Consider the following 20,287-nt stretch of genomic DNA (forward strand, 5'->3'; position numbering starts at 1 on the left):
GCCCAACGATCCCAGGTCCGGCCTCGCCGGCGTTCCCAGGCCCCGGCTCCGCGCGGCCCGGGTCAGATGTCGATCGACCCGCCGGACGCGAGCCGGCGGAACTCCGACCCGGCCTGCTCGGCCATCCCGCCCACGAGGTTGTCCACCAGGCCGAGCCCGATGTCGTTCAGCAGGCCGTCGTGTACCGACACCGCCAGCCGCGGGCGCACCGCGCGGATGTAGTCGATCGACTCCGAGGACTTCAGCCAGGGAGCGGACGTCGGCACCATCAGCGTGTCGACGGGCCGGTCGGGCACGGTGAACGCGTCGCCGGGGTGGAAGAACGAGTCGTCGACGAAGAAGCCGATGTTGGGCACCGGCGGCAGGTCGGGGTGGATCACCTCGTGCAGTTCGCCGTACACACCTACCTCGAAGCCGGCCGCGGTGAAGTGTTCGCCGGCGGCGACCACGTGCAGCCGGTCGGGGTCGACGTCGGTCAGCAGGGAGGCGACCGCGGCGTTGGTCCAGATCTGCAGATCGGGGTGCCGGGCCAGCTTGTCCACGTCGAGGTGGTCCGTGTGCTCGTGGGTGATCAGGACGGCCTCCGCGCCGTCCAGCGGCTCCTCCTCGCTGAACGAGCCGGGGTCGATCACGAGCGCCCGGTCGCTCTTCTCCAGCCGGACGAGGGAGTGGGTGTACTTCAGGATCCGCATGCCGGAAGCTTAGGTCTGCCCGGGGACGTGACGCCGGAGGCGGGGGTCGCGACGCCGTACCGGCCGGTCACCGAGCGGAGCCGAAGGCGTCGGCGGTAGCCTCGGTTCAGCGTTTCGGAGGTGACGATGGCCCTGCCCGGCCTGCTGTACCGCATCTACCAGCGCCGCCTGACGGCATCGATCCCGTCCGAGCGGGTGCCACGGCACGTCGCGGTGATGATCGACGGCAACCGCCGATGGGCGCGCGCGGCCGGTGCCGACGACGTGCGCTTCGGCTACGACGCCGGTGCCGCCAAGGTGCCGCACTTCCTCGGCTGGTGCGAGGAGGTGGGCGTACGCGTCGTCACGATCTACATGCTCTCCGCCGACAACCTCCACCGCCCGGCCGCGGACGTCGACCCGCTGCTGGAGGTCATCGGGGGGCTCGTCGGCGAGCTCGCCGCGACCGGGCGCTGGCGGCTCCATCCGGTCGGCGCGCGCGACCTGCTGCCCGAGCGGATCGCCCAGGTGCTCAAGGACGCCGAGGAGACCACCGCTGCCGTCGACGGCCTGCTGGTCAACGTCGCGGTGGGGTACGGCGGCCGGCGCGAGGTCGCAGACGCGGTGCGGGCGTTGCTGCACGAGCACGCCGACAAGGGCACGACCATCGAGGACCTCGCGGAGGTGCTCGACGTCGAACACATCGCCGCGCACCTCTACACCAAGGGTCAGCCCGACCCCGACCTGGTGATCCGCACGTCGGGGGAGTTGCGGATGTCGGACTTCCTGTTGTGGCAGAGCGCCTACAGCGAGTTCTTCTTCTGCGAGGCACTCTGGCCGGATTTCCGGAAGGTCGATTTTCTCCGGGCGATCCGGGCCTACGCCGCCCGAAACCGCCGCTACGGCCTTTGACGAATTCGCTCGCCGGCAAGGCGGGCGCAACACGGGCTTCATCCACCGGCTTGCGTGTCCCTCTGTTCGGCCGCCCGCTTGGCACGTACCGTCGAATCTGACGGGCCGGATCATCCCCGGCCGTCCGGGAGGCCCATCGATGCGTGTGCAGCAGTCCTCCTCCCGCCGAAAGGCGGAGCGGGCCACGCACGACGATCGCGCCCCGGGGTGGCAAACCCCCGGCACGAGGCGGGCCGGCACCCGGCCCGACGGCCGGTCCCGGCCAGTTGCTCGCACTCAGGACCGGGCGCCGGGTGCGCGCCGCGGGTCCGAAGGGGACCGAACGTGGCTGCTCCCGAGTCGTCTCAGTCATCTGCGCAGTCCGAGCTGTCTGAGCTGTCGGCGCCGACCTCGACCGAGGCTGTGGACTCATCCGCTGGTCACCCGCACGCCAACCGTACGTATGTCATCGACACCAGCGTCCTGCTCGCCGACCCGAACGCGCTGCGGCGCTTCGAGGAGCACGAGATCGTGCTGCCGGTCGTGGTGGTCACCGAACTCGAGGGCAAGCGGCACCACCCCGAGCTCGGCTACTTCGCCCGGACCGCCCTCCGGCTGCTCGACGAGCTTCGGGTACGACACGGCCGGCTGGACGAGCCGGTGCCGATCGGTACGTCCGGAGGCACCCTGCACGTCGAGCTCAACCATGCCGATCCGGAGGTTCTGCCGGTCGGCTTCCGGCTGGGCGACAACGACACCCGCATCCTCGCGGTGGCACTCAACCTGGCCGCGGAGGGCCGGGAGGTCGTACTCGTCTCCAAGGATCTGCCGCTGCGGGTGAAGGCGTCGGCCGTCGGCCTGGTCGCCGAGGAGTACCGCGCGGAGCTGCCGGTCGAGACCGGGTGGACCGGAATGGTCGAGGTCGACCTGGCGGGCGCCGACCTGGACACGCTCTACGCGGAGGGGTCGGTCGACCTCGAGGCCGCCCGGGAGCTGCCCACCCACACCGGCCTGGTGCTGTTGTCCGAGCGTGGCAGCGGCCTGGGCCGGGTCACCCCCGACAAGCGGGTACGCCTGGTCCGCGGCGACCGGGAGGCGTTCGGCCTGCGCGGCCGTTCGGCCGAGCAGCGCGTCGCCCTGGACCTGCTGCTGGACCCCGACATCGGGATCGTGAGCCTCGGCGGGCGGGCCGGAACCGGAAAGTCCGCGCTGGCCCTGTGCGCCGGTCTGGAGGCGGTGATGGAACGCCGCCAGCACCGCAAGGTCGTGGTGTTCCGGCCGCTGTACGCGGTGGGCGGACAGGATCTGGGCTATCTACCGGGCAGCGAGGCGGAGAAAATGGCGCCTTGGTCACAGGCTGTGTTCGACACGCTGGGTGCGGTGACCAACGCGAACGTCGTGGAGGAGGTCATCGACCGGGGAATGCTGGAGGTGCTTCCGCTCACCCACATCCGCGGACGGTCCCTGCACGACGCCTTCGTCGTGGTCGACGAGGCACAGTCACTGGAACGCAACGTACTCCTCACGGTATTGTCCCGGATTGGTGCCGGTTCCCGAGTTGTCCTGACTCACGACGTTGGTCAGCGGGACAACCTGCGAGTCGGGCGCCATGACGGAGTAGTGGCAGTGGTCGAGAAGCTCAAGGGGCATCCGTTGTTCGCGCACGTGACGCTGACCCGCTCGGAGCGTTCGCCGATCGCCGCCCTCGTGACGGAGATGCTCGAGGACATCTCGTTGTGAGGACGGCCGGGGTAGTCGCCGAGGTGACGACCCCGACACCACCGCGAGGTGACCGAAAGCCTCCACTTCGTTTCGTACCGTAGGCAACCGTACGCACTGTAGTCCGACGCGGTGTGGCTCCGGCCAGGTCGCGAGAGATCTCTGGAGGCGTGTGTGGCGAGCTACGCCGGTAAGCACCGGGCACCCGCGAAGCATCGGGCGCGCGGACGCGGCGCAGGATTCACGACCCGGCCGACGGCCCCTTCGACCGGGGCCAGGCGGGCCGACGCCACCTGGATGCCGGCGCCGGCGTTTCCGGTCGCGGCCCGCGAGGTGATCGACGTACGCGAGGTCGCCGACGTCCGCGAGCTGGTCGACGTACCCGCGGCCGCCGACGTACGTGAGGTCGTTCCCGAGCCGGTCGACGTACGTGAGGCGGTCGACGTACTCGAAGTCGCCGACGTACGCGAGGCGGTCGAGGTTCGGGAACCGGACGTCATCGCGCTCTTCGCTCCGGCGGAGGGGACGGAGCGGGCCCGGCGCAGATTCCGGGTCAGCCCCGCCTTCGCCGCAGTCACCGCGGCCAGCCTCGGGGTGACCGGCGCGGTCGGCGCGGGTGTCCTGGTGGCCGGGAGTCACCGCACCGGCACGCTCAACAACCTCGCCGTGTCCGACCTCGGTGGCCGCGGAGCGCTGACCGCGAAGCGGGCCGCCGAGCTCAAGCCGAAGTCCGCGACGCCGCGGCACACCACGCGCACCGTGACCCCGAAGCCGACGCCGACCGTGACGGTGAAGCCGGAGAAGGTCGTCCCCGCGACGGGTGAGGACGTCATCGACCGCACCGCCGTCGAGCGGCTCCGTGCCGCCGAGCGGGCCTCCCGTGCGGCCGAACGTGAGGCCCGTGCGCGCGAGCGGGCCGCGGCCCAGGAGCGGGCGCGGATGGACTACGGCTCGCCGAAGGAGATCGCCGCCCGCCTGGTGGCCGCCCGTGGCTGGAGCGACGTGCAGTACCAATGCCTGGTGACCATGTGGACCCGGGAGAGCAGCTGGAACCACCACGCGGTCAACGCCAGCTCGGGCGCGTACGGCATTCCCCAGGCGCTGCCCGGCAGCAAGATGGCGGCGTACGGCTCGGACTGGCGCGACAACCCCACCACCCAGATCAAGTGGGGCCTGGCCTACATCGAGTCGCGCTACAGCACTCCCTGCGGTGCCTGGTCGTGGTGGCAGGCCCACAACTGGTACTGAGCCGGTCGGTCCCGAGCCGATCGGTCCCGACTCGATCCACTGGTCCTGACTCGATCCACTGGCGCTGAGCCGATCCACCGGTACTGAGCCGGTACGCGAGACCTGAATCACAGCTCGCGTTTCGTCCGGAGTGCCCGGCAATCTGCTGTCCGGACACGGTTTCCGGACTGCCGTCGTCAACGACGCAAGCACCCCTTGCCTGTTACTCTCCCCGGGTTTCCACAGCTCGGGGTCGCGGATGCGACCCGCGCCCCTGCCGAAGAGTGGCGCCGCCGGATCCACACAACCGGGACGCACGGGCCGCCGGCCTGCGATCTCGTGGTGTGGCGGTGTTGCGGAATCGGTCAAGTGCGACAGGATGAAGGAACGGGACAAAAGTCCTCCATGACCATTCGTTCATCCTGTCTGATCGTGATCTGACCGTAGGAACGCGCAGGCGAGTCGACCTGGAGGCGCAGTGCGTGACGCAGCCGGCCGAAAGAGCCGGAGACCGCAGTCGAAGATTGCCGGACGCCGCCGGGCAGCGCTGTTCGCGGCGCTCACCCTCGTGGCCGGAGCGGCCCTGGCCGGGTGCGGGAGCGAATCCGGACCGCCGGTCGTGACCTGGTACATCAACCCCGACAACGGCGGCCAGGCGAAGCTGGCGCAGAAGTGCACGCAGCAGGCCGGCGGGAAATACCGCATCACCACGGCGCTGCTGCCCCGCGACTCCACCGCCCAGCGGGAGCAACTCGTTCGCCGGCTCGCCGCCGGTGACCAGGGCATCGACCTGATGAGCCTCGACCTGCCCTACCTCGCGGAGTTCGCCAACGCGGGGTTCCTGCACAAGTTCGAAGGCAGCCAGGCGAGTCAGCTCACCAAGGGCATGCTCTCCGGCCCGCTCGAGGCGGCGAAGTGGAAGAACCAGCTGTACGCCGTCCCGTTCAACACCAACACCCAGCTGCTGTGGTACCACAGATCCGTTGCCAGGAAGGCCGGCCTCGACCTCGGCCCCAACTCCGACGTGACGTGGAAGCAGGTCATCTCCGCCGCGGAGAAGACCCACACAACCGTGCAGGTGCAGGCGTCCCGCTACGAGGGCTACACCGTGCTGATCAACTCGCTGGTGGCCTCGGCGGGTGGGAAGATCCTGATGAATCCCCAAGCGGGCAAGGACGTCACGCCCGCCATCGACTCCGCCGCGGGCCGCGCCGCCGCCGACGTGCTGCGCACGCTGGGGCGTTCGAAGGCCGCCTCGGCCGACATCAGCAACTCCGACGAGGGCACCAGCCAGGCCGGCTTCAACGCCGGCAACGGCGGCTTCATGACCAACTGGCCGTTCGTCTACACCGCCGAGACCGGCACCCTGAACGACCTGAAGGCCCAGCGCAAGAGTGCTCCGGCGGGCAAGCGGGCCGCGCTCGACAAGCAGATCAAGGAGCAGCAAGCCAAGGTTGACGACTTCGGCTGGACCCGCTGGCCCGGTGTCGTTCGGGGCAAGCCGAGTGCGCCGCCGCTGGGCGGGATCAACCTCGCCGTCGGTGCGTTCAGCAAGCACACCAAGGAGTCGGTCGAGGCGGTGCGCTGCATCACCTCGCCGGCCAGCCAGAAGGAGTACATGCTCGGCGAGGGCCTGCTGCCCACCGTGGAGTCGGTCTACGCCGATCCCGAGATCCGCAAGGCGTTCCCGATGGCCGACCTGCTGCGAAAGTCGGTCGACCAGGGCGCGCCCCGGCCGATCACGCCGTACTACCCCGACATCACCGCGGCGATCCAGCGCACCTGGCACCCGGCGTCGGCGGTCAGCCCGAGCTGGACTCCCGGGGCCACGGCGCGGCTGATCGTCGCGGTTCTCCACGACAAAGAGCTGATCTGAGGCGGAGGGGAGGAACCATGACGACAACGACACTGGACAAAACCGCTCCCTCGACCGCCCGACGCAGACTGACCGACCGGGCCCGCCACGAACAGCGCCTGGGGTGGTACCTGTGCGCTCCGGCCTTCGTGGTGATGCTGGCGGTCACGGCCTATCCGATGCTGCAGGCCGTGTGGCTTTCCATGCAGAGCTACCGGATCACCGACCCGGAGTCCCGGCGGTTCGTCGGCCTGGCCAACTACACGATGGTGCTGAGCGACGGGTTGTGGTGGCGCGACGTCGGCGTCACCGTGCTGATCACGGTGATCACCGTCGTGGTGGAGCTCATCATCGGCTTCGCGTTCGCGATGGTGATGCACCGCATCCTGTTCGGGCGGGGCATCGTGCGCACCGCCATCCTGGTGCCCTACGGCATCATCACGGTGGTCTCGGCGTTCGCCTGGAAGTTCGCGTTCGCGCCCGACTCGGGGTTCTTCAACTCGTGGTTCCACCTGCAGAACTACGACGTCTTCGCGCAGTTCGGCTCCTCGATCGCGGCGATCTCGATGTCGGAGATCTGGAAGACGACGCCGTTCATGTCGCTGCTGTTGCTGGCCGGGCTGGCGCAGGTCCCCGAAGACCTGCAGGAGGCCGCGAAGGTCGACGGCGCCACCTGGTGGCAGCGGCTGTGGAAGGTCACCATCCCCAACATGCGGGCGGCGATCATGGTCGCGCTGTTGTTCCGCACGCTGGACGCCTACCGCATCTTCGACAGCGTGTTCGTGATGACGAACGGCGCGCAGGGCACCGAGACGGTCTCCTTCCTGGCGTACCGGCAGATGATCACCCGAACGGCGGTGGGGCTCGGCTCGGCGGTGTCGGTGCTGCTGTTCCTCACCGTGCTGATCATCGCCTTCGTCTTCATCAAGCTGTTCCGGACCGACCTGTCCCAGGTGCGAGGTGATCGGTGATGAACGGCCGCAAGGTCTGGTGGGCCGTCGCCGGATTGGCGATCGTCTTCTACACGTTGTTCCCGGTGGCGTGGATCCTGTCGCTGTCGCTGAAGAAGGACGCCAACACTCCGGGCTTCTTCCCGACCGAAGCCACCTTGGACAACTACCGCACGGTGTTCGACTCGGGTCTGTTCCTGAGCGCCCTGCGCAACTCCGTCGGCATCTCGCTGATCTCCACCGTGGCGTCGGTGGTGCTGGCCACGCTGGCCGCCTACGCCATCGCCCGGCTGGAGTTCAAGGGCAAGAAGCTGGTGCTGTCGATGGCGCTGGCGATCGCGATGTTCCCGACCATCTCCCTGGTGCCGCCGCTGTTCGACATGTGGCGGACGCTCGGCCTGTACGACACCTGGCTCGGGCTGATCATCCCCTACATGTCGTTCACCCTGCCGTTGGCGATCTGGACGCTCTCGGCGTTCTTCCGGGAGATCCCCTGGGAGATGGAGCAGGCCGCCCAGGTCGACGGTGCCACCCAGTGGCAGGCGTTCCGCAAGGTGATCGTTCCGCTGGCGGCTCCCGGTGTGTTCACCGCCGCCATCCTGACGTTCTTCTTCGCCTGGAACGACTTCGTGTTCGGCATCTCGCTGACCGCCTCCGACGCGGCCCGGCCGGTGCCGGCGGCGTTGGCGTTCTTCACGGGTGAGTCCTTCTTCGAACAACCCACGGCCGCGATCGCGGCGGCCGCGGTCGTCGTCACGATCCCGGTGATCGTGCTCGTCCTCTTCTTCCAGCGCAAGATCGTGGCCGGACTGACGTCCGGCGCGGTGAAGGGTTGATGCGCAATGGCAGTCATCGAGTTGAAGAACATCGTCAAGGAGTACGGCGATGGTTATCCGGCCGTCAACGACGTGAGCCTGGAGATCGCCGACGGCGAGTTCATGATCCTCGTCGGGCCGTCCGGGTGCGGCAAGTCCACCTTGCTCCGGATGATCGTGGGGCTGGAGGACATCACCTCCGGTGACCTGTTGATCGGCGGTGAACGCGTCAACGACAAGGCGCCGCGTGACCGCAACCTCGCGATGGTCTTCCAGAACTACGCGCTCTACCCCCACCTCACCGTCTACGAGAACATCGCGTTCCCGTTGCGGTTGGCCAAGCGGTCCGACCAGGAGGTGCAGGAGAAGGTCGAGCACGCCGCGGACCTGCTCGAACTGCGCGAGCACCTGCAGCGCAAGCCGAGCCAGCTGTCCGGTGGTCAGCGTCAGCGGGTGGCGATGGGGCGGGCGATCGTCCGGGACGCGGAGGCGTTCCTCTTCGACGAGCCGCTGTCCAACCTCGACGCCAAGCTGCGTGGGCAGATGCGGACCGAGATCTCCCGGCTGCAGCGTCAGCTGGACACCACGACGGTCTACGTCACCCACGACCAGACCGAGGCGATGACGCTCGGGGACCGCGTTGCCGTTCTGCGCAAGGGCGTTCTGCAGCAGTGTGCGTCCCCGCGTGAGCTGTACGAACAGCCGATCAACCTGTTCGTGGCGGGCTTCATCGGTGCGCCGCCGATGAACTTCCTCCCGGCGACGGTGAAGAACGGCCGGATCGAGCTGCCGTTCGGCAACGTGCCGCTGCCCGACCTCTACGACCGGGGGGCCCTGGAAGGGCGGCTGCTGGTGGCGGGCATCCGGCCGGGTTCGTTCGAGGACGCGGAGTACGTCGACGCCGCCAAGCGCGAGCGCGGTGAGACGTTCGAGGCGACGGTCGACGTGATCGAGTGGCTCGGCAACGAGCAGTACGCCTACGTGCCGTACCAGTCCGAGCAGGAGATCCGCGCCGAGATCGACACGCTGGCACAGGAACTCGACATGGAGGCGATGCGCCCGCAGCTCATCATCTCCCTCGACCCCGCCAGCCGGATCCGCGAGGGCCAGCCGGGCAGGTTCTGGGTGGACGTGTCGAAGATCCACCTGTTCGACCCCAAGGACGGTGCCAACCTCGGGTTGACACGGAACGACTCCAACGCCGCGAGCGGCGAACCCACACCTGCCTGAGCTGTCCCGCCGGTCGAAGCGGCGTTGTGGTGATGGCCGGCTTCGGGGTCAGACGACCTCGAAGTTGGCCATCATCGCCATGTCCTCGTGTTCGAGGTTGTGGCAGTGCATCACGTATCTCCCGCGGTAGCCGTCGAAGCGGGCGATGATCTCCGCCGTCTGTGCCGGGCGAAGGTCGAGGGTGTCCTTGCGGCCGAGGTCCGCCTTCGGTGGTTCGCCGTCGAGGGTGAGCACCTGGAACTGCACCAGGTGCAGGTGCACCGGATGGGCCACGTCGCTGGTCAGCCGCCACACCTCGGTGGCGCCGAGCCTGGGCCGGGCGAGGGACTTCCCCGGGTCGAACGCCTCACCGTTGACGGTCCAGCCGTCGTGCCCGTGCACGTCCCCGGACTCGAACGCGAACTCGCGGGTGACGCCCGCCTTCGCCGGGTCGAGCCGCTCGACCTTCGCCAGCCGGGCCGGCACGTGGGTGGTGTCGCGTTCTCGGCGTACGACCCGGAACCCCATCACCCGCGCGGCGCCGTCCTCGCCGGCGGCGTTGCCGAGCACCACCGTCGTACCCACCGGAAACCTGCCGAAGTCGACCACGACGTCGACGCGTTCGGCGGGAGCGAGAGTGAGCGTGGAGCGCGGCACCGGACGGGCCAGCAGGCCGCCGTCGCTGCCGATCTGGACGAACGCCGGTGCGCCGCCGGGCGCGGGCCGCAGCGTGAGTTCGTACCGCCGGGCGTTGGAGGCGTTCAGGATCCGCAGCCGGTAACGCGCGGCGCTGACGTCGAGGTGCGGCCAGGGTGCGCCGTTGACCAGGATGACGTCGCCGAGCACGCCGCCCAGGTAGGCATCCCGCACGCCGGGCCGGTCGCGCAGGTGCGGGTCGAGGGCGGGGTAGCGCAGGGTGCCGTCCGGGTCGAAGGACCGGTCGCAGATCATCAGCGGAAGCTCGTGTTCGCCCCGGGGCAGAGGCAGGGCGTCCTCCTCGTCGTCGCGTACGAACCACATGCCGGCCAGCCCGCGCCACAGCTGCGGAGCGGTGAAGTCCATCCGGTGGTCGTGGTACCACAGCGGCGCGGCGGGCTGGTCGAGCGGGAACTCGTACGTCCTGCTGCCGCGGGTCACCCGCGCTCGCGGGTCGGCCATGCCGGTCGGGAAGTCGCCGCGCCGGGGGAGCAGCAGGTCGGTCGGGTAGCCGTCGCTGGCCGGTGGAGTACGCCCGCCGTGCAGGTGAGTCACCACCGGCACCGGCAGCTCGTTGGTCTGGTGGACGACCACCCGGCGGCCGCTGCGCGCGTCGACGGTGGGCCCGGGGAACCGCCCGGCGTACCCCCAGATCTGCGTTCGGGTGCCGGGCAGGATCTCCTGCTCGGCGACCCGCGGCGACAGGTCGTAGTAGTCGGTGGTGGCGTCGGTGCGGATCGGCCGGGCCACGGGCGGGATCGGCAGCGGTACCCGGAACGGCGGCGGTAGGTCGGCGGTGCTGGGCAGCAGCCGGGGCTCCGGGCTGCTGCTTCCCAGCAGGGAGCAACCCGAGGTTGACACTGCCGTCAGCGCGGCGAGACCGCCCGCGCCGAACAGTCGTAGCGCCTGCCGGCGGGACAGGCTCACCGGGAGGTGGAGGTGGAGGCGGAGGCGGTGAGGGAGCCGCCGCCCGGCCGGGACCACGCCTGCATGACCATCACGATGATGCCGCCGAACAACGCGACCCCGAGCGGAACGTGCACCAGTTTCTGGTGCGCACCGCCGAGGACGGCCTGGACGGCGATGAGGACCAGCATCACGGCGCTGGGCACGATGATCCGGGCCGAACCACCACCCGGCTTCCAGACCAGGATGGCCGCGACGAGGGTGAGCAGGGAGAACGCGAACGCCAGGGTGGCCGTCCCGCCGTGCAGGTCCTTCGCGCCCGACCGGCCCGCGACGATCATCCCGGCGGTGATCGCCTGGACGAAGATCGCGACCGACTGCAGGGCGACCAGGGTGCGGAACGCCGTGAAGGGCCAGGCCTTCGCAGGCGCTCCCGCGGACCTGCCGGCTCCCGGACCACCGGTGCGCGTACTCCTGGTGCCGGCCGATGCGTCGTGTGTCGCCATGAACCTGAGCCCTTCTCGCTCGAGGTGGCCGCGGCCGCCCCGCGGCTCGGTGCGGCCGCGGCTTGCTCCGCGGCCCGTCGCGGTCCAGCCTCGCCGAGGGGACCGGTCGCCCGCGTCCTTCCCCGGAAGGCCATGCGCGTACCGCGTCCGGCGTACTCAGAGGGCGATCAGGTCTCCGACCAGCGTAGGGCCGTGCTTGTCCAGCCAGCGGTCGATCCGGCGTGCGCCGGCCAGCCGGTCGCGTACCTCGTCAAGCCGGGCTTGCCCCTGCCGCCATCGGCCCGCCCGCCACACCAGCGACTCCAGCGCGCGCAGCCGGAGCAGGTCGGGGAACGCCGCCCGCTCCGGCGTGCTCAGCGGGACTCGCGACAGGTACGCCCGGCAGAGTACGTCGGCGTCCGCGGCGTCGTCCGGCATCGGAAGGTGGGTCAGAACTCGGCCTGGGCGTCGGGCGGCAGCGCGGGGAGGGGCCAGCTCGGGTCGGGGCGCCAGTCCTCCCAGCCGTCGCAGAACGGCGAACCCCACCGGGCCACCACCTCCTCGACGGCGCGGGCGTCCTTCTCGAACTCCGCGGCGTCGGCGGCGTCGTAGCGGCCCCAGCGTACGGCGGCGGCGAGTTCGTCCTCGTCCTTCCAGCGCACGCTGCGGTCGGGCTGGACCACGACGTCGAGGACGTGGTCCTGGGTCACCACGTGCAGGTCGTCGCGGACGTGAACGTCCTCGAGGTTGACGTACCAGTTGCGGAACGTGCCGTCGGGCAGCCAGAACAACCAGACCGACCAGGGGACTCCGGTCGGGGCGACCTTGAGGATGCCCGTACCGCGCCACCGGGTCCGCTTGAGTGAGCGCTTCTCCCGGACGCGGTACCAGTCGTCGATCTGGACCGCACGCGGCTCGCGGCCGTCGGTGAGCACCGGCCGCAGCACCGGTGTGCCCGGTGCCAGCCAGGCCACCAGGCCGTCGGCGTGGTCGCGTACGACCGTCATCGGCCGGACGGTCTCCGGGCTCCCCGGCAGCCAGGTGCGCCGGCGGTAGTGCCACCAGATCTGCGTGCCCGGCTGCCAGTACGGCGGCGGTCCGGACGGGCGCATCCCGGCGGTGCCGGGGCGCTGCGCGGGCAGGCCGCTGGGTTCGGGAGTGGTGTCGGAGGAAACGCTCACCATCGCGATCCTAGTCGCGAATGATCACCGGATCCGCCTTGTGGTCATCCTCGGCCACCACGATCAGCCGGCTCAACCGGCACGGATCCGCCGCTGAGTTCTTCCGCGGAAGAATCCGCCTGACCGCCGCGCAGGATCGGAGCGATTTCCGGCGCCGAGAACCCCGGACCCTTGACCACCTTGCCGTCCGCCCGCAGGATCGGCCGGCCGTCCGGGCCGAGCTTGCTCATGTTGGAGCGGTGGACCTCGGCGAGTACGGCGTCCAGCGGGATGCCGTACTCGCACGCCGTTCCGTAGATCACGTACGCCATGTCGGCCAGCGCGTCGGCCACCGCGACCAGGTCACCGGCTCGGCGGCGTCGACGTACTCCTCGAACTCCTCACGCAGCAGTGCGATCCGCAGTCGCCAGGAGTCCGGACGCGGTACAGGCGTGTCCGCCGCCCCGAGCCCGAACGCCTCGTGGAACTCCCGCACCAGAGCGGCCACTCCAGCCACTCCAGCCGGCCCGGCCGCCGGCTCGCGCGCCTCTTCGAGCATTACCAGCCCTGGAAGGTCAGGGATGCGTCATCGACAGGACGTCGAGGGCCCGGTCGAGCTGCTCCTCGGTGAGGTCGCCGCGCTCGACGTACCCCTGCTCGATCACGACCTGCCGGATGGTCTTGCGCTCGGCGAGCGAGGTCTTGGCGACCTTCGCGGCGTTCTCGTAGCCGATGTAGCGGTTCAGAGGCGTGACCACCGACGGGGAGGACTCGGCGTACTCGCGGCAGCGGTCGGCGTTCGCGGTGATGCCGGCCACCAGCCGGTCGGCGAACAGCACGCTCACGTTGGTGAGCAGGCGGATCGACTCCAGGAGGTTGCGGGCGATCACCGGCAGCATGACGTTGAGTTCGAAGTCGCCCTGCGAACCCGCGAACGCCACCGCGGCGTCGTTGCCGACGACCTGCGCCACGACCTGGCGGGCGGCCTCGGGGATGACCGGGTTGACCTTGCCCGGCATGATGCTCGACCCCGGCTGCAGGTCGGGCAGCGCCAGCTCACCCAGTCCGGCGCGCGGGCCCGAGCCCATCCAGCGGATGTCGTTGGCCGCCTTGTAGAGGCCGACCGCGATCGTACGGAGCTGACCGGACAGCTCGACCAGCGCGTCGCGGGCGCCCTGCGCCTCGAAGTGGTTGCGGGCCTCGCGCAGCGGCAGCCCGGTCGTCTCGACGAGTTCGGCGATCACCTTCTCGGCGAACCCGGGCGGGGTGTTGATGCCGGTGCCGACCGCGGTGCCGCCGAGGGGAAGCTCACCGACGCGGGGGAGCGTGGACTCGACGCGCTCGATGCCGTAGCGGATCTGGGCGGCGTACCCGCCGAACTCCTGGCCGAGCGTCACCGGCGTGGCGTCCATCAGGTGCGTACGCCCCGACTTCACCACCTCGGCGAACTCGGCCGCCTTCGTCTCCAGCGCGTCGGACAGGTGTGACAGCGCCGGGATCAGGTCGTTGAGGACGGCGTACGTCGCGGCGATGTGTATGGAGGAGGGGAACACGTCGTTGCTGGACTGCGAGGCGTTGACGTGGTCGTTGGGGTGAACGGACCGGCCGAGCGCCTCGGTGGCCAGCGTGGCCAGCACCTCGTTGGTGTTCATGTTGCTGGAGGTGCCCGAGCCGGTCTGGAACACGTCGATCGGGAAGTGCGCGTCGTGGGTGCCGGCGGCCACCGCGGCGGCGGCCTCCTGGATCGCCTTGGCGAGGTCGGCGTCGATGACGCCGAGCTCGGCGTTGACCTTCGCCGCCGCGCCCTTGATCAGGGCGAGTGCCCGGATGTGCTGGCCCTCCAGCACCGAGCCGGAGATCGGGAAGTTCTCCACCGCGCGTTGGGTCTGGGCTCGCCACTTCGCCTCGGCGGGAACCCTGACCTCGCCCATGGTGTCGCGTTCGATCCGGTAGTCCTGCTCTCGCTCCTGCGCCATGGCCCGACTCTATTCCGGCCGCCCGGACGCGGATGTGATGAGGTTGCCGATGTGAGCGAGTCCACCCGCTGGATGACCACCGCCCAGGCCGCCGACCTGCTCGGGGTGAAGGCCGAGACGGTGTACGCGTACGTGAGCCGGGGTGTGCTGACCCGTCACCGCGGTGCGGACCGGCGGTCGTCGCGGTTCGACCGGATCGAAGTCGAACGCCTGGCCAGCAGGAACCGCCGCGGCGGCCGGGCGGGCGCGCTGGAGGTGGTCATCGACACCGGGCTGACGCTGCTCGACCCCGAGGGCGCGCTGTACTACCGGGGACGCGACGCGGTGGTGCTCGCCCGGACGGAGTCGTTCGAGTCGGTCGCCACGATGTTGTGGTCGGGGGAGGTCGGCGAGGTCAGTGAGGTCAGTGAGTTAGGTGAGGTCGAGGGCGGGGACGCCGGACCGTGGGAGGCGTCACCGGCGGCGGTCGAGGTCGGCCGACGAGCCCAGGCGGCGTTGCCCGCGTCCACCCGGCCGGTGGACCGGATGCGGGTGGTGGTGGCCGCGCTGGCCGCCGCCGATCCCGTACGCGACGACCGCCGGCCGGCGGCGGTGGTGGCGTCCGCCCGCGCGCTAATCGCCGGCATCGTCGACTCCCTGCCCGAACGCTCGCCCGCCCCGGGGTTCTCCGTCGCCGAGCGGCTGTGGTCGCGGCTGGCCGACCGGGCTCCCGGGCCGGGCGAGATCCGGGCGCTGAACGCGGCGCTGGTCCTGCTCGCCGACCACGAACTCGCCGCCTCCACCCTCGCCGCCCGGGTCGCCGCGTCGGTGTGGGCCGACCCGTACCTCGTGGTGCTCACCGGGCTGAGCGCCGGCGGCGGGATCCTGCACGGTGCGAGCGCCTCCGGCCTGGAGTCGTTGCTGCGCACGACACCAGACCCCGCGGCGGTTCCCCGGGTGGTCGGTGACCGGCTGCGTGGCGGGGAACCCCTGCCGGGCTTCGGCCACAAGGTCTACACCGGGCGGGATCCGCGCGCGGACGCCCTGCTGGAGCTGGTACGCGTCGCCGGTACGCCGGTTGACGAAACGGGTGGTACGCCGGTGAGCGAGGCGAGCAGTGAGCGGGCCGCGCAAGGCGGGGTTGACGACATCGTCGCCGAACTCGTGCGGGTCGTCGGCCGGCACGGCGGCCCGGCACCCAACGTGGACCTGGCGCTGGCCGCACTCGCTGTCAAGTTCGGATTGACAGAAGGGTCCGGCGAGATGATCTTCCTGCTCGGGCGGATCGCGGGGCTGGTCGCGCACGCGCTGGAGGAGTACCCCCATCGGCTGCGGTTCCGGCCCCGCGCCCTCTACACCGGCCCGCCGCCCGGCATTCGGAGCTGACGGGTCAGATCTCCGGCACCGGCTGCGGGGGAGGCGTACCTACGTACCTCGCGTCCGGCCGGATGATCTTGCGGTCACGCGCCTGCTCGAGCACGTGCGCCGACCAGCCGATCACCCGGCTGGAGGCGAACGTCGGCGTGAACATCGTCCGCGGAAGCCCGCACAACTCCATCACCACCCCGGCGTAGAACTCCACGTTGGTGTGGATCTCGCGGTCCGGCTTGAGTTCGGCGAGCAGCGCGAGCACCCGGCTCTCCACCGCCGTCGCGAACTCCACCAGGTCGCCGCCGAGTTCTCGGGCCGTACGACGGAGCAGCCGCGACCGCGGGTCCTCGGTGCGGTAGACCGGGTGGCCGAACCCCATGATCCGCTCGCCGTTCTCGATGCGGTCGCGTACCCAGGCATCGATCCGGTCCGGCGTACCGATCGCGTCCAACGCGTCCAGCGCGCGGCTCGGCGCACCGCCGTGCAGCGGACCGGACAGCGCGCCTACCGCGCCGACCAGGCAGGCCGCGACGTCCGCGCCGGTGGAGGCGATCACCCGGGCGGTGAACGTGGAGGCGTTGAAGCCGTGGTCGATGGTGGAGACGAGGTAGCGCTCGATGGCGCGGGAGTGCTCGGGGCGGGGCTCGGTGCCGGTGAGCATGAAGAGGTAGTTCGCGGCGTACGGCAGATCCGGGCGGGGCGGGATCGGCTCCTCGCCCCGCGCCAGCCGGTGCAGCGCGGTCAGCAGCGTGGGCACCTGCGCACACAGGCGAAGCGCGTCCTCGCGGCGGGCCACCTCGTCCAGGTCCCACATCGGCCGCATGCCCTGGGCGGCGCCGGCGAGGGAGAGCGCGGTCCGCAGGCCGTCCAGGGGAGCGGGCGCCGCGGCGGCGATGGCAGGCAGTACGTCGCGGACCCCTGCCGGCACCTCGCGGTACGCGGCGAGGCGGGCGGTGAACTCCGCGCGCTGCTCGCTGTCGGGTAGCTCGCCGGAGAACAGCAGGTGCCAGACGTCCTCGACCGTACGGCGCTCGGCGAGGTCGACCGCGGAGTACTGCCGGTAGTGGTAGAAGCCCTCCCGCCCGCGGACGTGGCCGATCGAGGTGTCGGTGACGCTCACCCCTGCCAGGCCGGGTGGGACGACGATCGGGCCACCCGCGGAGGCGCCGGGGGTCGCTGGGGCGTCGGGCTTGGCGGGCTCGCTCGGGCTGCCGGGGTCGCCGGACTGGGCGCGCGAGGTGGTGGCGGTGGACGGCATGGATGACCTCCCGTGGATGCGGATGACAGGAGCGTCCGGCCGAACGAAATACCTTGTCAATGTTGATTGGATCAACCCATCGCGTTGCTACGCGGGGCCAACCATGCGGAGGTGACGTGTCTCACGCCTCGGCGCGGCCGGCGTAGAGGTAGTAGTCGAGCTGTCGGCCTTCCCGCGGAACCACCCGGTGGATCTCCTCACAGGTTCCGAACTCCCGCTCCAACCGGCGGCGCAACGCCGAGGACCGGGTGGCCGACCACACGGCGACCACCCCGCCCGGTCGCAGGGCGCGCCTGACGACGCCGAGGAACGGGCGTTCGTACACCTCGGTGTTGGCGCGGTGCACGAGGAAGTCAGGGCCGTTGTCGACGTCGAGCAGGATCGCGTCGGTGCTGCCCGCGGGCAGGGTCGGCAGCCAGCGGCGTACGTCGGCGACGTGGGCGTGCACCCGCTCGTCGCCGAGGACGCCCGCGGTGGGCGGGACCAGCCCGTCGCGTACCCAGCCGACGACGGCGGGCTCGAGCTCGATCACGTCGACCCGGGCGACCCGGGCGTCGGCGAGAAGCTCCCGCACGGTGAACCCCAGGCCCAGGCCTCCGACGACCACCGACCAGGCCGCGTCGGGCGGCGCGTACGCCAGTGCGGCCCGGGCGAGCAGGCGCTCGGTGGTGGTCTCCAGCGTGTCCATGACGAAAGTGCCGTTGGTGATCAGCTCGTACACCTCGCCGGTGCCGGCGGGCTCCAGCGACCGGCGGCGCAGGGCGACCGAGCCGCGCGGCGTCTCGTCGGCGGCCAGAGTCACCGGCCGCGTCGGGTCGAAGGCTGGAACAGCGCCGGGAACGGGGCCGGGAACAGGGCCGGGAACAGGGTCGGGCGGCACGGGCCCCAGCCTAGGCTGGGGCCGCGACGGCGCCGGTGCAGGTGACGCCGGGATCCGATGGGATTGCCTGGATGCTCCTCGGGCGGTCGTCCGTCGGGAGGAGGCTTCGGCCGCGCCGAGCGGCTAACCTTCTAGGGCCGTGACGGTGAGGTCGAAGGAGTGACCATGAGCTACACCCCGTGGGCGGCCGGCGGCTCCGGTGAGCTCCGGGCCTCCGACGCCGACCGTGAGCAGACCGCCGAGGTGCTCAGGCGCGCCGCCGGGGCGGGCCGGCTGGACTTCGACGAGTTGGAGACCCGGCTCGAACGCACCTTCGCGGCGAAGACCTACGCCGAGCTCGTGCCGCTGACCGCGGACCTGCCCGAGGCCGCCGAGCGGCCGGCACCCTCGCAGAGGGGCACTGCCGCGAACGCCCCCGCCCGTCCTGGGCCCGCGGAGGTCAACGCCCTGCTCAGCTCGCAGAAGGTGAACGGCCGCTGGCTGGTGCCGCCGCGGCTGTCCGCCCGTGCGTACCTCGGCGACGTGACGCTGGACTTCACCGAGGCGGCCATCCCGCACGAGGTCGTGCTGGACGTCCAGGTGGGCCTGGGCCAGCTCACGCTGATCGTTCCCGACGACATCGCGGTGGAGTTCGAGCGGGGGACGAGCATCCTCGCCGAACGCAAGAACAAGACCCGTGGGGTGCACGGGCCCGGCACCCCGGTGATCAGGGTGCGCGGGACCGTCGTTCTCGGTGAGCTCACGGCCAAGCCGCCGCGCCGCGGGTGGTTCCGCCGCTGAGCGGCGTGAGCGCTCCGCCGCGAGGCTGAGCGAGAGTGGTCAGCCGGCGCGGCCGACCGAGAGTGGTCAGCCGGCGCGGCCGAAGTCGATCGTGGAGTAGGCCCGGAGCTTGCTGAGCGCGTGCTCGGACATGATGGACCGGATCGTGCCGCTGCGGGACCGCATCACCAGCGAGTGCGTCGTCGCCCCGTCGCCGCTGTAGCGGACGCCCTGCAGCAGCTCGCCGTCGGTGATGCCGGTGGCGACGAAGAACACGTCGTCGCCGGAGACCAGGTCGTCGGTGGTGAGGACCTTGCCGATGTCGTGGCCCGCGTCGATCGCCTTCTGGCGTTCGGCGTCGTCCTTCGGCCACAGCCGGCCCTGGATCATCCCCCCGATGCACTTCATGGCGCAGGCGGCGATGATGCCCTCGGGTGTGCCGCCGATGCCGGCGAGCAGGTCGACGCCGGTGTCGGGGCGGGCCGCCATGATCGCGCCGGCCACGTCGCCGTCGGTGATGAACTTGATCCGCGCGCCCGTGGCCCGGACCTCCTGCACCAGCGACTCGTGCCGGGGCCGGTCGAGGATCACCACCGTGACGTCCTCGGGCGACTCGTGCTTGGCGCGGGCGACGCGGTGGATGTTCTCGGTGATCGGCGCGGTGATGTCGATGGCGTCGGCCGCCTCGGGGCCGGTGGCCAGCTTCTCCATGTAGAAGACGGCGGACGGGTCGTACATCGCGCCGCGCGGTGCCACCGCGAGCACGGACACGGCGTTGCTCATGCCCTTGGCGGTGAGGGTCGTGCCGTCGATCGGGTCGACGGCGACGTCGCACTCGGGCCCTTCGCCGGAGCCGACCTCCTCGCCGTTGAAGAGCATCGGCGCGTTGTCCTTCTCACCCTCGCCGATGACGACCACGCCGTGCATGCCGACGGAGGCGATGAGCGTGCGCATGGCGTTGACCGCGGCCCGGTCGGCGCCGTTCTTGTCGCCACGGCCGACCCACCGGCCACCTGCCATGGCGGCCGCCTCGGTCACCCGGACGAGTTCGAGGGCGAGGTTGCGGTCGGGCGCGTCCGCGTCGGTTCGGAGCGGAGGGGGCACGCCGTCGCTGCTGGCGGTGGCGCTCGTGCTGGCCATGGTCTTCCTGCTCTCCGTCGCCGGCGTTCGCTGTGTGCCTCTGCGCCCGTGCGCGTCGGCGCCCGTGTGTCGCTACTCGTCCTCGTCGAGATCCTCGATCTCGTCCTGCTCCTTCGACGCGCGGGCGGCCTCCAGCCGGGCCCGGGCGCCATCCAGCCAGCCCTGGCAGATGGTCGCCAGCTCCTCGCCGCGCTCCCACAGCCGCAGCGACTCCTCGAGGGTGGTGCCGCCGGCTTCCAGCTGGCGTACGACGTCGACCAGCTCGTCTCGGGCCTGTTCGTACGACAGTGCGGTCTCGGGCTCGCGGGTGTCGGGCTCGCTCACCCTCCAGACCCTATCG

General features: G+C 70.8%; 21 protein-coding genes. 9 read left to right on the plus strand and 12 right to left on the minus strand.

Going from position 1 to position 20,287, the window contains the following annotated elements; translation table 11 throughout:
- Positions 1-62: 62 nt before the first annotated feature.
- A complete protein-coding gene (locus F4554_RS07190) occupies positions 63-692 on the minus strand; it encodes an MBL fold metallo-hydrolase (protein WP_179786666.1) in 630 nt (209 codons plus the stop codon).
- A 126-nt stretch (positions 693-818) separates the two neighbouring features.
- Here F4554_RS07190 and F4554_RS07195 point away from each other — a divergent pair, with 126 nt between their 5' ends.
- The 7 genes from F4554_RS07195 to F4554_RS07225 all read left to right on the plus strand — a co-directional run bounded on the left by F4554_RS07195 (position 819) and on the right by F4554_RS07225 (position 9,358).
- Positions 819-1,583, plus strand: coding sequence for an isoprenyl transferase (locus F4554_RS07195; protein ID WP_179791347.1), 765 nt, complete (start codon positions 819-821; stop codon positions 1,581-1,583).
- A gap of 402 nt (positions 1,584-1,985) precedes the next feature.
- The gene (locus tag F4554_RS07200; protein ID WP_179786667.1) at positions 1,986-3,302 is read left to right on the plus strand and encodes a PhoH family protein; all 1,317 of its coding nucleotides are present in this window, start codon (positions 1,986-1,988) and stop codon (positions 3,300-3,302) included.
- A gap of 276 nt (positions 3,303-3,578) precedes the next feature.
- Positions 3,579-4,529 carry an aggregation-promoting factor C-terminal-like domain-containing protein gene (locus F4554_RS07205; RefSeq protein ID WP_179786668.1) on the plus strand — a complete coding sequence of 317 codons (951 nt, stop codon included), beginning with the start codon at positions 3,579-3,581 and terminating at the stop codon, positions 4,527-4,529.
- 457 nt (positions 4,530-4,986) lie between these two features.
- Positions 4,987-6,384, plus strand: a complete 1,398-nt coding sequence (locus F4554_RS07210) for an extracellular solute-binding protein (protein WP_179786669.1) — start codon at positions 4,987-4,989, stop codon at positions 6,382-6,384.
- 17 nt (positions 6,385-6,401) lie between these two features.
- Entirely contained in the window at positions 6,402-7,334 is a 933-nt protein-coding gene (locus F4554_RS07215; RefSeq protein WP_179786670.1) for a carbohydrate ABC transporter permease, read from the plus strand.
- Entirely contained in the window at positions 7,334-8,149 is an 816-nt protein-coding gene (locus F4554_RS07220) for a carbohydrate ABC transporter permease (protein WP_179786671.1), read from the plus strand. Before F4554_RS07215 ends, F4554_RS07220 begins: the two co-directional genes overlap by 1 nt.
- Before the next feature lie 6 nt (positions 8,150-8,155).
- The gene (locus F4554_RS07225) at positions 8,156-9,358 is read left to right on the plus strand and encodes an ABC transporter ATP-binding protein (protein ID WP_179786672.1); all 1,203 of its coding nucleotides are present in this window, start codon (positions 8,156-8,158) and stop codon (positions 9,356-9,358) included.
- 48 nt (positions 9,359-9,406) lie between these two features.
- On the opposite strand, the gene F4554_RS07230 is transcribed toward F4554_RS07225, so the two are convergent.
- From F4554_RS07230 to F4554_RS07255, 7 genes are all read right to left on the minus strand, one after another.
- Positions 9,407-10,960 carry a multicopper oxidase domain-containing protein gene (locus F4554_RS07230; protein WP_179786673.1) on the minus strand — a complete coding sequence of 518 codons (1,554 nt, stop codon included), beginning with the start codon at positions 10,958-10,960 and terminating at the stop codon, positions 9,407-9,409.
- Positions 10,957-11,445 carry a COX15/CtaA family protein gene (locus F4554_RS07235; protein ID WP_179786674.1) on the minus strand — a complete coding sequence of 163 codons (489 nt, stop codon included), beginning with the start codon at positions 11,443-11,445 and terminating at the stop codon, positions 10,957-10,959. The genes F4554_RS07230 and F4554_RS07235 overlap by 4 nt, the downstream gene beginning before the upstream one ends.
- 156 nt (positions 11,446-11,601) lie before the next feature.
- Entirely contained in the window at positions 11,602-11,862 is a 261-nt protein-coding gene (locus tag F4554_RS07240; RefSeq protein ID WP_179786675.1) for a hypothetical protein, read from the minus strand.
- An 11-nt stretch (positions 11,863-11,873) separates the two neighbouring features.
- A complete protein-coding gene (locus F4554_RS07245; RefSeq protein WP_337795913.1) occupies positions 11,874-12,605 on the minus strand; it encodes a DUF402 domain-containing protein in 732 nt (243 codons plus the stop codon).
- A 44-nt stretch (positions 12,606-12,649) separates the two neighbouring features.
- Positions 12,650-12,937, minus strand: coding sequence for a pyrophosphohydrolase domain-containing protein (locus F4554_RS31445; protein WP_337795914.1), 288 nt, complete (start codon positions 12,935-12,937; stop codon positions 12,650-12,652).
- A complete protein-coding gene (locus F4554_RS31450; protein WP_202889180.1) occupies positions 12,904-13,143 on the minus strand; it encodes a nucleoside triphosphate pyrophosphohydrolase family protein in 240 nt (79 codons plus the stop codon). Before F4554_RS31450 ends, F4554_RS31445 begins: the two co-directional genes overlap by 34 nt.
- A 16-nt stretch (positions 13,144-13,159) precedes the next feature.
- Positions 13,160-14,560, minus strand: coding sequence for a class II fumarate hydratase (locus F4554_RS07255; RefSeq protein WP_179786676.1), 1,401 nt, complete (start codon positions 14,558-14,560; stop codon positions 13,160-13,162).
- Between the two features lie 51 nt (positions 14,561-14,611).
- Between F4554_RS07255 and F4554_RS07260 the strand changes: the two genes are divergently transcribed.
- Positions 14,612-15,925, plus strand: a complete 1,314-nt coding sequence (locus F4554_RS07260; protein WP_202889181.1) for a citrate/2-methylcitrate synthase — start codon at positions 14,612-14,614, stop codon at positions 15,923-15,925.
- A gap of 4 nt (positions 15,926-15,929) precedes the next feature.
- Here the strand turns inward: F4554_RS07260 and F4554_RS07265 are convergent, their stop codons facing one another.
- Positions 15,930-17,168 (minus strand): citrate synthase/methylcitrate synthase, encoded by a 1,239-nt coding sequence (locus F4554_RS07265; RefSeq protein WP_179786677.1) that lies wholly within the window; start codon positions 17,166-17,168, stop codon positions 15,930-15,932.
- A 121-nt stretch (positions 17,169-17,289) separates the two neighbouring features.
- The gene (locus F4554_RS07270; RefSeq protein ID WP_337795915.1) at positions 17,290-18,048 is read right to left on the minus strand and encodes a spermidine synthase; all 759 of its coding nucleotides are present in this window, start codon (positions 18,046-18,048) and stop codon (positions 17,290-17,292) included.
- Between the two features lie 165 nt (positions 18,049-18,213).
- On the opposite strand from F4554_RS07270, the gene F4554_RS07275 reads away from it, so the two are divergent.
- A complete protein-coding gene (locus tag F4554_RS07275; protein ID WP_179786678.1) occupies positions 18,214-18,828 on the plus strand; it encodes a DUF1707 SHOCT-like domain-containing protein in 615 nt (204 codons plus the stop codon).
- A 66-nt stretch (positions 18,829-18,894) separates the two neighbouring features.
- On the opposite strand, the gene glpX is transcribed toward F4554_RS07275, so the two are convergent.
- Complete coding sequence (glpX, locus tag F4554_RS07280) at positions 18,895-19,947, minus strand: class II fructose-bisphosphatase (RefSeq protein WP_179786679.1); 1,053 nt, start codon at positions 19,945-19,947, stop codon at positions 18,895-18,897.
- Positions 19,948-20,019: 72 nt separating this feature from the next.
- The gene (locus tag F4554_RS07285) at positions 20,020-20,271 is read right to left on the minus strand and encodes an exodeoxyribonuclease VII small subunit (RefSeq protein WP_179786680.1); all 252 of its coding nucleotides are present in this window, start codon (positions 20,269-20,271) and stop codon (positions 20,020-20,022) included.
- Positions 20,272-20,287 lie beyond the last annotated feature (16 nt).

Origin of the sequence: Actinopolymorpha rutila, assembly GCF_013407855.1 — a bacterium.
Taxonomy (GTDB): domain Bacteria; phylum Actinomycetota; class Actinomycetes; order Propionibacteriales; family Actinopolymorphaceae; genus Actinopolymorpha; species Actinopolymorpha rutila.

Coding starts and splice junctions, on each gene's coding strand:
- F4554_RS07215 (WP_179786670.1), top strand. CDS start 6,402: ATGACGACAACGACACTGGACAAAACCGCTCCCTCGACCGCCCGACGC.
- F4554_RS07255 (WP_179786676.1), bottom strand. CDS start 14,560: ATGGCGCAGGAGCGAGAGCAGGACTACCGGATCGAACGCGACACCATG.
- F4554_RS07190 (WP_179786666.1), bottom strand. CDS start 692: ATGCGGATCCTGAAGTACACCCACTCCCTCGTCCGGCTGGAGAAGAGC.
- F4554_RS07275 (WP_179786678.1), top strand. CDS start 18,214: ATGAGCTACACCCCGTGGGCGGCCGGCGGCTCCGGTGAGCTCCGGGCC.
- F4554_RS07225 (WP_179786672.1), top strand. CDS start 8,156: ATGGCAGTCATCGAGTTGAAGAACATCGTCAAGGAGTACGGCGATGGT.
- F4554_RS31450 (WP_202889180.1), bottom strand. CDS start 13,143: ATGCTCGAAGAGGCGCGCGAGCCGGCGGCCGGGCCGGCTGGAGTGGCT.
- F4554_RS07195 (WP_179791347.1), top strand. CDS start 819: ATGGCCCTGCCCGGCCTGCTGTACCGCATCTACCAGCGCCGCCTGACG.
- glpX (WP_179786679.1), bottom strand. CDS start 19,947: ATGGCCAGCACGAGCGCCACCGCCAGCAGCGACGGCGTGCCCCCTCCG.
- F4554_RS07220 (WP_179786671.1), top strand. CDS start 7,334: ATGAACGGCCGCAAGGTCTGGTGGGCCGTCGCCGGATTGGCGATCGTC.
- F4554_RS07205 (WP_179786668.1), top strand. CDS start 3,579: ATGCCGGCGCCGGCGTTTCCGGTCGCGGCCCGCGAGGTGATCGACGTA.
- F4554_RS07265 (WP_179786677.1), bottom strand. CDS start 17,168: ATGCCGTCCACCGCCACCACCTCGCGCGCCCAGTCCGGCGACCCCGGC.
- F4554_RS07235 (WP_179786674.1), bottom strand. CDS start 11,445: ATGGCGACACACGACGCATCGGCCGGCACCAGGAGTACGCGCACCGGT.
- F4554_RS07240 (WP_179786675.1), bottom strand. CDS start 11,862: ATGCCGGACGACGCCGCGGACGCCGACGTACTCTGCCGGGCGTACCTG.